Raw genomic sequence first — 9404 nt, forward strand, 5'->3', positions numbered from 1 at the left:
GCATCGAGGGTTCGGGCGGATAGATATAGGTGTTGCGGACCATGAACTCCTTGAGAATGTCGTTCTGGATCGTGCCGGAGAGCTTGTCCTGGGCGACGCCCTGCTCCTCGGCGGCGACGATGTAATTGGCGAGGATCGGGATCACCGCGCCGTTCATCGTCATCGACACCGACATTTCATCGAGCGGAATCTGGTCGAAGAGAACCTTCATGTCCTCGACCGAGTCGATCGCGACGCCCGCCTTGCCGACATCGCCGACGACGCGGGGATGATCGCTGTCATAGCCGCGATGGGTCGCAAGGTCGAAGGCGACGGAAAGACCCTTCTGGCCAGCCGCGAGATTGCGGCGATAGAAGGCGTTCGACTCTTCGGCCGTCGAGAAGCCCGCATATTGGCGGATGGTCCAGGGGCGGCCCGCATACATGGTCGCCTGCGGCCCTCGCGTGAAGGGCGCGAAACCCGGAAGCGTGTTCGCGTCAAAGCCCTCGGCCGCGATCCGCTCGAGATCCTCGGCCGTGTAGAGCGGCTTCACGTCGATCCCTTCGGGCGTGTGCCAGACAAGGGAGGACAGGCCCTTGCCCTTGAGCTGCTTTTCGACCGAGGCTTCCCACTCCCTTATGGTCTTCTTTCCGGCCATCGACTTAACTCTCTCCCGAATTTCCGCTGGCGACACTCTACCATGGGCGACTATCGCCCCAAAAAGAGGCTCACCGGCCCCAAAAATCGCGCGGAGTATCGAAGAAGCGCGCATATGGGTCAAACGGAACGCCGCATGCGCGCAAATGCCGGGAATACCGCTGCGTCAAGAATGATGCCGGCAGGGGGCAAGATCGCTTGCGATCCGGCCGAAACCGAAACACCATGCACCCCACCCGGTTGCGGCCCGGCTCCAAGGGCTCGTGTGGCGGCGTCGGGCCAAGCGACGGACATTGACCGTCTTCACCGTTCTACCGGCACGCGCCCCGGAAGGCGTGTCCGCATACCGAGGGGGAATCTCGTCAATGATCAGCCATCGTCCGGCAAGACTTGCGGCACTCGTTTCGGCCTGCCTCGCCATGCTGGTGCTCGCCGCCTGCGGCGGGGGAGAAGCCCGCAAGCGCGATGCGAATGGCAACCTCGTGCCGACGGCAAGAGAACTCGATCCCGCAGGCACGCTCTATGCGGAAACCGTCGCGGAGGCCGAAAGCGGAAATTGCGATGCGGACACAATCAATGTGCTGACCTGCTTTTCCTATCGCGGACATGGCTATGAAGGCGCCCAGACCGCGCTCGGCCAGTGCCTTCTGCGCACGGGCCGCACGCAGGACGGCCTGACATGGCTGCGGCGCGCCGCCGAGGCGGGCGGCGCCGACGCCCAGAAGCGCCTGGCCCAAGTCTACGCGAACGGCAAGTTCGTGGCCGCGGACAATGTCGAGGCGGCGACCTGGAACAAGCTCTATCTTCGCAATCCTGCGCTGCTCTCGCTCGGCGTGCAGCCTGACCGCTCGGTGGCCGAAACGCTTAACGGCAGGCTCACCGCGCAGGAAAACGCGGCCGCCGACACCCGCGTCAATGCCTTCACGCCCAAATACTGGCAGCCGACAGACGCTCTTAATGCCGAGACCGCAGCAACCTGCCGCGTCCGCGCAAGGAGGATGCGCCCCAATGTCGATCCCTATCTGCCGAAAAGCCCCGACGGGGTAGGCGCGGGCGGTTACTGACAGGGCGCGCGCCCGGCACGGGCGCCGCCTTTCCGGTTCAAGAAAATTTTACCCTCTCTGACCCAAACTGGTCATTCGGATGCAGGTTTGGGACGGTCGGGCCTGAAACGGGCCCCGCCGTACCGCCATGTCTCCGGCAGGGCTTCGCGGCATCCCCATGCCCGCCCTGATGCGCCAGGCCGGGGAAGAGGGCCCGATGAGCGTCACCGATGCGCGCCTGAATGAAATCGGCCTCGAGCTTCTTCGCGGCCCGATGCGGAGCTATCGCTCCATTCCCCTTTTCTATCCGGCCATTTCCGGCGCCTTCTCCTTCTTCCTTCAAAGCGAATATGACGCCCGCCTGATCTTCGTCTGGTGGCTCGTCCTGTCGCTGCTCGGGCTCGAATACGCCTTCTTCCAGCGCCGCTTCTTCGCGACGAAGGGATATATCGATGCCCTTGCGGCAACCCGCCAATGCGCCTTGCGCTACTGGGCGATCAATGGCGTCTGGATCGCTTCCGTGCCGCTCTTCTGGCAGCCGGGCAACGAGATGCAGAATCTGAGTCTCGTTCTGGTGCAGGTGATCCATGTCGTCGTGACGACATTTACAGGCGCCTCGCGCCGCACGATCTTTTATGCCGTGTCCGGGCCGAGCGCGATTGCCGCGACGCTAGGCTGCTTCGTCGCGGGTACGCCGCTCTTCGAGGCGCTCGGCCTCGGCTTCGTGCTGACCTACGCCTATCTCGGCCGCATGGCCAGAATACAGCGCCTTCAGGCGGAAGATGCGCTGAAACTGCGCTATGACAATTCGGATCTCATCCGCGACCTCGCCGCGGCGCGCGATGCGTCCGATGCGGCGCGCCGCCGGGCCGAGGAGGCCAATGCCGAACTCAGCCGACGCGAGGAGCGCTTCCGCGCGCTGGTCGAAAACGCCTTCGATGCCATCATCGTGACCGATGCCGATGACACCATCACCTATGTGTCGCCTTCTGTCCGTTCGATCGGCCTGCAACCGGGATACATGATCGGGCGCGTGGCGTCTTCCCTGCTGCCGGCGGGAGAAGCCGCGAGACTCAGGCAGCTGTTCGCGACAAGCCTTCAACAGAAGGACGCCGTCCAGCGCGTCGAGTTTTTTGCCGAAGCCGCCGACGGTCGGCAGCAATGGTTTGAATCCTCCGTCACCGACCTGCGCTCCGACCCGAGCGTGGACGGCTATGTCATCAACGTGCGCGACATCACCGAGCGCAAGCGCAGCGAGCGCGAAATGGCCGGTCATTTCGCTGTGCTCGAGGCGCTCGCCGCCGGAATGCCGCTCGACGAGGTGATGACGCTCGTGGCCAAGGGCGTCGAGGAAGCGAACCCCGGCGCAGATGCCGCCGTCTATCTGATCGACAGGGAGCGCAATCTCACCATCTGCGCCACGCAGAGCTTTCCGCCACAGTTCCGCGCCGCCATCGAGAAATTCTGGGACGACAACAGGACCGGCAATTTCGGGGCAGCCGTGGTCGCCGCGCGCGAGCGCCTCGTGATCCCTGATCTTCTGGCCATGGAAGGCGATCCCGCGCTCGTGGAGTTCGCCCGCGCTCATGGCACGCGCGGCTTCTGGCTGCAGAACATCCTGTCACGCGAAGGGAAAGGCGGCATCGGCGGCATCGCGGTACACCTCAAGGAGCCGCGCGAACCCAATGCGTGGGAATCGGCCTATCTCCTCAGCACCGCGCACCTCGCAGGCATCGCCATCGACCGCCGCCGCGCCGAGGAGGAACTGCGCAGGGCGATGGAAACGGCGGAGCTTGCGAACCGCGCCAAGTCGAAATTCCTCGCCAATATGAGCCACGAACTGAGAACGCCGCTGAACGCGATCATCGGCTTCTCCGAGATCATGCACAAAGGGATGTTCGGCGCGCTGGGCTCGCCGCGCTATGTCGAATATGCCAGAGACATCCGCGACAGCGGCGCGCACCTCCTGAGCGTCATCGACGACATCCTCGACATCTCCAAGATCGAGGCGGGCCGCTATCCGCTGGAGGAAGGGGATATCGACATCGGCGAGGTACTGCGCTGGTCGATCGAGATCATCAGGCCCCGCGCGAATGAGAAGGGCCAGACCGTGCATCTCTCGATCGCGAACGAACTGCCTCCGCTCCGCGCCGATCTGCGCGCCATGCGCCAGATCATGCTCAACCTCCTGTCCAATGCCGGAAAGTTCACGCCGGAATACGGCCATATCCATGTCGGCGCGGTCATCGCCAGGCATGGCGATCTCGAAATTTCGGTCAGCGACACGGGCATCGGCATACCTGAGGACAAACTCGAGCAGGTTCTCGAGCCCTTCGCCCAGGTCGACGATTCCACCGCGCGTCACTATGGCGGCACCGGCCTCGGCCTGCCGATCACGAAATCATTGGTGGAAATGCACGGCGGAACCTTCCGCCTCGAAAGCGTGCTGGGCAAGGGCACCACGGCACGGCTGACGCTGCCCGCTACCCGGCTTTGCCCCGCCGGCAGAGCCGAGGCCGCCAGCGCGTGAGCCGGCGGATGCGGCGATGGCGCCGCACCCGCCGAAGCCCGTGATTATTCGGCCGCCTGCTTCTTGCTTCCGGCGCCGATCATGCCGAAGAGATGGCCGCCCACCTTGCGCATCTGGATTTCTTCCGAACCCTCGGTGATGCGATAGCGGCGGTGGTGGCGGTAGATGTGCTCGAAGGGCTTGTGGCGCGAATAGCCGATGCCGCCATGCACCTGAATGGCGAGATCGGCCGCCTGACACACAAGCCGGTTCGCGCGGTAATTGCACATCGAAACCTTGTCCGACAGATAGCGCGCGACATCGGGCTTCGGCATCTGGTCCATCTGCCAGGCCGTCTTGTGAATCAGCGTACGGATCATCTCGGCTTCCGTGTGGGCCTCGACGAGCGGAAACTGGATCGCCTGATTGGCCGAGAGCGGTTTGCCGAAGGGCTTTCTCTGCTTGGCGTATTTGACGCTCTCGTCGATGCAGAACTGCGCCGCGCCGACGCTCGACGCCGCCTGGCGGATGCGGTTTTCATGCACGAAATGCTGCGCCAGCTCGAGCCCGCGCTCCGGATCGCCGAGGATTTCGCTTTCCGGCACCCAGACATTGGTGAAGGACACGCGCGGATGATCCGTCGGCATGTTGAAGGTCCAGAGATATTCCTCGACCTTCACACCCGGCGCATCCGTCGGCACGATGAAGCAGGTGATGCCGAGCGCATCGCCATCCTTGCCGCTCGTGCGCGCGAAGACGAAGTCATGCGTGGCGACATGCATGCCGGTGTTCCACATCTTCTGGCCGTTGATGAGCCAGCCCGCCACGCCGTCGCGCGTTTCGCGCCGCGCGCGCGTCTCCATCCAGGTCGCGTCCGAGCCATGCTCCGGCTCCGTGAGGCCGAAGGCGACGCGGATCGATCCGTCGAGCGATCCGGGGATGAACTTCGCTTTCTGCGCCGCCGTGCCGAAATCGCGGAACATGAGCACGGTCGGGAAATTGCCGACGATCGAGCTTTCGTTCTGAAGGTCGTTGTGAAGGCCGAGCCCCTTTGCCGCCAGATGCTCGCGGATCACGGCCATGCCGAGATTGGTGCCGTCCTTGCCGCCATATTCCTTCGGCAGCGCATAGCGCAGATGCCCCGCCTTGTCGGCGCGGCGGCGCATTTCGCCGAGCAGCGCCTCCCATTCATGGCGCGGCAGGCCCTGATTGTCCCAATCGGTCCGGGCGTGCTCGCGGCGATGGTCGAAAAAGCGCTCATTGTCGTCCTGCGCCTGAAGCGGCTTGATCTCCGCTTCGATGAAGGCGTCGAGCACCTTCAGATAATCGGTGATCTCCCTCGGGATCGTGAAATCCATGTGGCGGTCCTCCCTGCCGGTTGCCTCGTTTGCGAGATTGCGAATGCGATCACTATAGACTGCGGTACAGCCCGCGAAAGCCCGCCGACACTTGCCCCTGCGTTAACGGAAAATGCGCTTAACCCATTGCCGTACCACAAGACTTAGCCGTGAACGAATGCCGAAAACGGCGCGGTCAGCGATTCGGACATGGTTCGTTCGCCCAATATTCCAAACCTTGCCGGAAGCCTGATTAAGCCCCGGATGGGCGCCAACACGCTTGCGCTGACCGCGCTTTGCGGGGAAGGTGCCCGCCTTGAGGCAAGATCACGAGATGAGCACCCGCCCCCCGCAGAACCTGCCCCACGCCGCCGGCCGCCCCGGCCGGATCACGGCCGTGCTCGGCCCCACCAATACGGGCAAGACCCACCTCGCCATCGAGCGCATGATCGCGCACCAGACGGGCATGATCGGCCTTCCGCTCCGGCTTCTCGCGCGCGAGGTCTATGACCGTGTCGTCCGCGTGAAGGGCCCGGCCGCCGTCGCACTCATCACCGGCGAGGAGAAGATCCTCCCTCCCACCGCGCGCTATTTCATCTGCACCGTCGAGGCAATGCCGCTCGACCGGCCGGTCGAATTCCTCGCCGTCGATGAAATCCAGCTCGCCGCCGACCGCGAGCGCGGCCACACCTTCACCGACAGGCTGCTCAATGCGCGCGGCCTTTCCGAGACGATGATGCTCGGCTCCGAAACCGTGCGCGGCCTCATCCAGAAGCTTCTGCCCGATACGATCTTCGTCAGCCGGCCGCGATTTTCGGAACTCGCCTGGACCGGCTCGAAAAAGCTCACCAGGCTGCCGCGCCGCTCCGCCGTCGTCGCCTTCTCCGCCGATCAGGTCTACGCCATCGCCGAACTCATGCGTCGCCAGCGCGGCGGCGCCGCCGTCGTCATGGGCGCGCTCTCGCCCCGCACGCGCAATGCGCAGGTGGCGCTCTACCAGTCGGGCGATGTCGATTTTCTCGTCGCCACCGATGCGATCGGCATGGGCCTCAACATGGATGTGGACCATGTAGCCTTCGCCTCGACCTCCAAATTCGACGGCCGCGCCCATCGCCCGCTCAGGGTTTCCGAACTCGCCCAGATCGCCGGACGCGCCGGGCGGCACATGAACAACGGCACTTTCGGCGTGACCGGCGATGCCGTTCCCCTCTCCGAAGAGACGATCGAACGCATCGAAAACCACCATTTCGATGCCGAGCATGTGTTGCAATGGCGCAACCCGGAGCTTGAATTCTCGAGCGTCGCGGCGCTGATCCGCAGCCTCGAACGCGCGCCCGAAAGGCCCGGCCTCACCCGCGCGCCCGCCGCCGAAGACCTGGAAGCCCTGACACGAATGGCCGCCGACGAGGAGGTGGCGCGCATCGCCCGCGCGCCGGCCGCCATCCGCAGGCTCTGGGACGTGGCGCAGGTTCCCGACTTCAGAAAGACGATGGCAAGCGAACATGCGGGCCTTCTGACGCGCATCTACCTCTTTCTCATGGGGGATTCCGGAAAGATTCCGGAAGACTGGCTTTCCGGCCAGCTTCAGCGCGTGGACCGCACGGATGGCGACATCGACACGCTCGCCACCCGCATTGCCCATGTGCGGACCTGGACCTATGTGTCGAACCGCGCGGACTGGCTCCGGAATCCTGTGCATTGGCAGGAGCGCGCGCGTGCGATAGAGGATAGACTTTCCGACGCTTTGCATGAGCGCCTGACACAGCGGTTCATAGACCGCCGGACCAGCCTCCTGATGAAGCGTCTGCGCCAGAACGAGGATCTTATGGCGGCGGTAACGAGCGACGGTGAAGTTCTGGTGGAGGGTGAGTATGTCGGCCGCCTCCAGGGATTTGTATTCGTGCCCGATCTGAAGGCGGAGGGCGTGCATGGCACGGTCTTGCGCGCGGCCTCCGAGCCGGTGATCGCGCTCGAGATCGCTGCGCGCGCCGCGAGGCTCGCCGCGGCGCCGGATGGGGAGATCCATCTGTCCGAACACGGACGGCTGATCTGGGACGGCGCGCCCGTCGCCGAGATCAAGGCGAGCGACAAGCCGCTCGAGCCGCGCATCGAACTCATCGCCGGTGACGAACTGCACGGCGCCTCGCGCGAAAGCGTGGCGGCGCGGCTCGAAGCCTGGCTGAAATCCCATGTCGAAAGCGTGCTCACGCCGCTTGTCGCGCTGCGCGATGCGGAAGATGTGGCGGGCCTCGCGCGTGGCATCGCCTTCCGTCTCGTCGAGAGTTTCGGCTCGCTCCGCCGCGAGAAGGTCGCCGACGACATTCGCTCGCTCGATCAGGACGCGCGCGGCCAGTTGCGCAAATATGGCGTGCGCTTCGGCGCCTATTCGATTTTCATGCCCGCCCTGCTCAAGCCCGCGCCCGCGCGGCTGCTGCTGACGCTCTGGGCGCTGACGCGCAAGGACGCTGCCGACCCCTTCGCCGAACTGCCGCAGCCGCCCGCGCCCGGCCTCACATCCGTGCCCGGCGATGCGGCGGCGCCGCAAGGCTTCTACGAGGCGCTCGGCTTCCGCCTGTGCGGCGGGCGCGCGGTGCGGCTCGACATGCTGGAGCGCATCGCCGACCTCATCCGCCCGATCATCGCGGCGCGCAGCTATAATGGCGGCTTCATCGTGACGCCTGCGATGATGTCGCTCGTCGGCTGCTCCGGCGAGGAGTTCGCGAATCTCCTGAAGGGCCTCGGCTATCGCCCGCGGCTCGAGAAGGTGAAGCCGCCGAAGCCCGAAGCAGAAAAGCCGATCGCGCCGACCTCGCCGATCAGCGCGCAGGCTGCCGCCTCGGAAGCGACAGAGGCGAGCGAAGAAGCGGCATCGCCGGAAGCGACGCCTGAAGAGCCTGCCGCGCCTGCGACCGTGGAAACGGCCGCGGCCGAGATGGAAACTGCGCCCGAGGCCGAATCCGAGGCAGGCCCGGCTGAAACCGCTTCAACGGAAGTCGCTTCGGCAGAAGCCGCTTCGGCAGAAGCCGCAACGACCGACAATGAGGCGGGCGCGGCCGAAGCCGGGGAAGAACTCGTCGAGCTTGAGATCTGGCGCCCCGTGCGGCGGAACAAGCCCGCGGCGCGCGAGCGCCACCCCCGCAGGGCCGAAGGCGCGGAAGCAGGCGAGGCGCAGGAGCGCCGCGGCCGCCATCGCGGCGACAAATCGCGCGAGGCAAAAGCGGGCGGCGACAGGAAACCCGCCGAAGGACGCGGCCAGCCGCGCGACAAGAACCGGGACAAGGACAGATCCGACAGGGACCGGCGCGGCAAGGATCGCCGCGATGAGCGCCACGGCAAGCCCGGCAAGGGGCCCGAGCGGCGCGAATATTCGGCCAAGCCCCCGCGCCGCGAACGCGAGATCGATCCCGATTCGCCCTTCGCGGCCCTCGCCGTGCTCAAAGAGCGCGTGCGCGGCGACTGAAGGCGCGGATGAGCGGTTCCGGCGAGCCCGTCGGCGGACAGCGCATCGATCGCTGGCTCTGGTTTGCGCGCTTCTTGAAGAGCCGCACGCTTGCCGCCGCGCTGGTCGCCTCGGGCAAAATGCGTGTCAATGGCGAGCGCGTCGTCAAGGCGAGCAGGCTTGTGCGGCCCGGCGATGTGCTGACCTTCCCGCTCGGCCCGCATATCCGCGTGATCGAAGTCGTCTCGTCCGGCACAAGGCGCGGGCCTGCCGCCGAGGCGCGCGGGCTCTATGCCGATCTCGCGCCGCCTGCGCCCCTCGCCGCGACGGAAACATCGACCGCCGCGCGTGAACCGGGAAGCGGCAGGCCGACGAAGAAGGATCGCCGCCGCACCGACGCGCTGAAGGACGGACCCTGATGCGCGCCCGCTTGTCGTAAG

The 9404-nt window shown here is 65.5% G+C and carries 6 protein-coding genes; 4 read left to right on the forward strand and 2 right to left on the reverse strand.

Annotated elements, in window-relative coordinates; translation table 11 throughout:
- Positions 1-637: methylmalonyl-CoA mutase family protein (locus PKA57_RS14615; protein ID WP_324301838.1), on the reverse strand; the 637-nt coding region annotated here is incomplete at its 3' end.
- 364 nt (positions 638-1001) lie between these two features.
- Here PKA57_RS14615 and PKA57_RS14620 point away from each other — a divergent pair.
- Both PKA57_RS14620 and PKA57_RS14625 read left to right on the forward strand, forming a co-directional pair.
- Positions 1002-1700 carry a hypothetical protein gene (locus tag PKA57_RS14620; RefSeq protein WP_324301840.1) on the forward strand — a complete coding sequence of 233 codons (699 nt, stop codon included), beginning with the start codon at positions 1002-1004 and terminating at the stop codon, positions 1698-1700.
- A gap of 196 nt (positions 1701-1896) precedes the next feature.
- Positions 1897-4209 carry an ATP-binding protein gene (locus PKA57_RS14625; RefSeq protein WP_324301842.1) on the forward strand — a complete coding sequence of 771 codons (2313 nt, stop codon included), beginning with the start codon at positions 1897-1899 and terminating at the stop codon, positions 4207-4209.
- 44 nt (positions 4210-4253) lie between these two features.
- Here the strand turns inward: PKA57_RS14625 and PKA57_RS14630 are convergent, their stop codons facing one another.
- Positions 4254-5546: an acyl-CoA dehydrogenase family protein gene (locus PKA57_RS14630; RefSeq protein WP_324301843.1), complete on the reverse strand. Its 1293-nt coding sequence runs from the start codon at positions 5544-5546 to the stop codon at positions 4254-4256.
- Positions 5547-5859: 313 nt separating this feature from the next.
- Here PKA57_RS14630 and PKA57_RS14635 point away from each other — a divergent pair, with 313 nt between their 5' ends.
- Both PKA57_RS14635 and PKA57_RS14640 read left to right on the forward strand, forming a co-directional pair.
- On the forward strand, positions 5860-8985 hold the full coding sequence (locus tag PKA57_RS14635) for a helicase-related protein (protein ID WP_324301846.1): 3126 nt from the start codon (positions 5860-5862) through the stop codon (positions 8983-8985).
- 8 nt (positions 8986-8993) lie between these two features.
- A complete protein-coding gene (locus PKA57_RS14640; protein ID WP_324301848.1) occupies positions 8994-9383 on the forward strand; it encodes an RNA-binding S4 domain-containing protein in 390 nt (129 codons plus the stop codon).
- The last annotated feature ends 21 nt before the right edge of the window (positions 9384-9404 follow it).

Source organism: Parvibaculum sp. (assembly GCF_035325945.1).
Lineage (GTDB): Bacteria > Pseudomonadota > Alphaproteobacteria > Parvibaculales > Parvibaculaceae > Parvibaculum.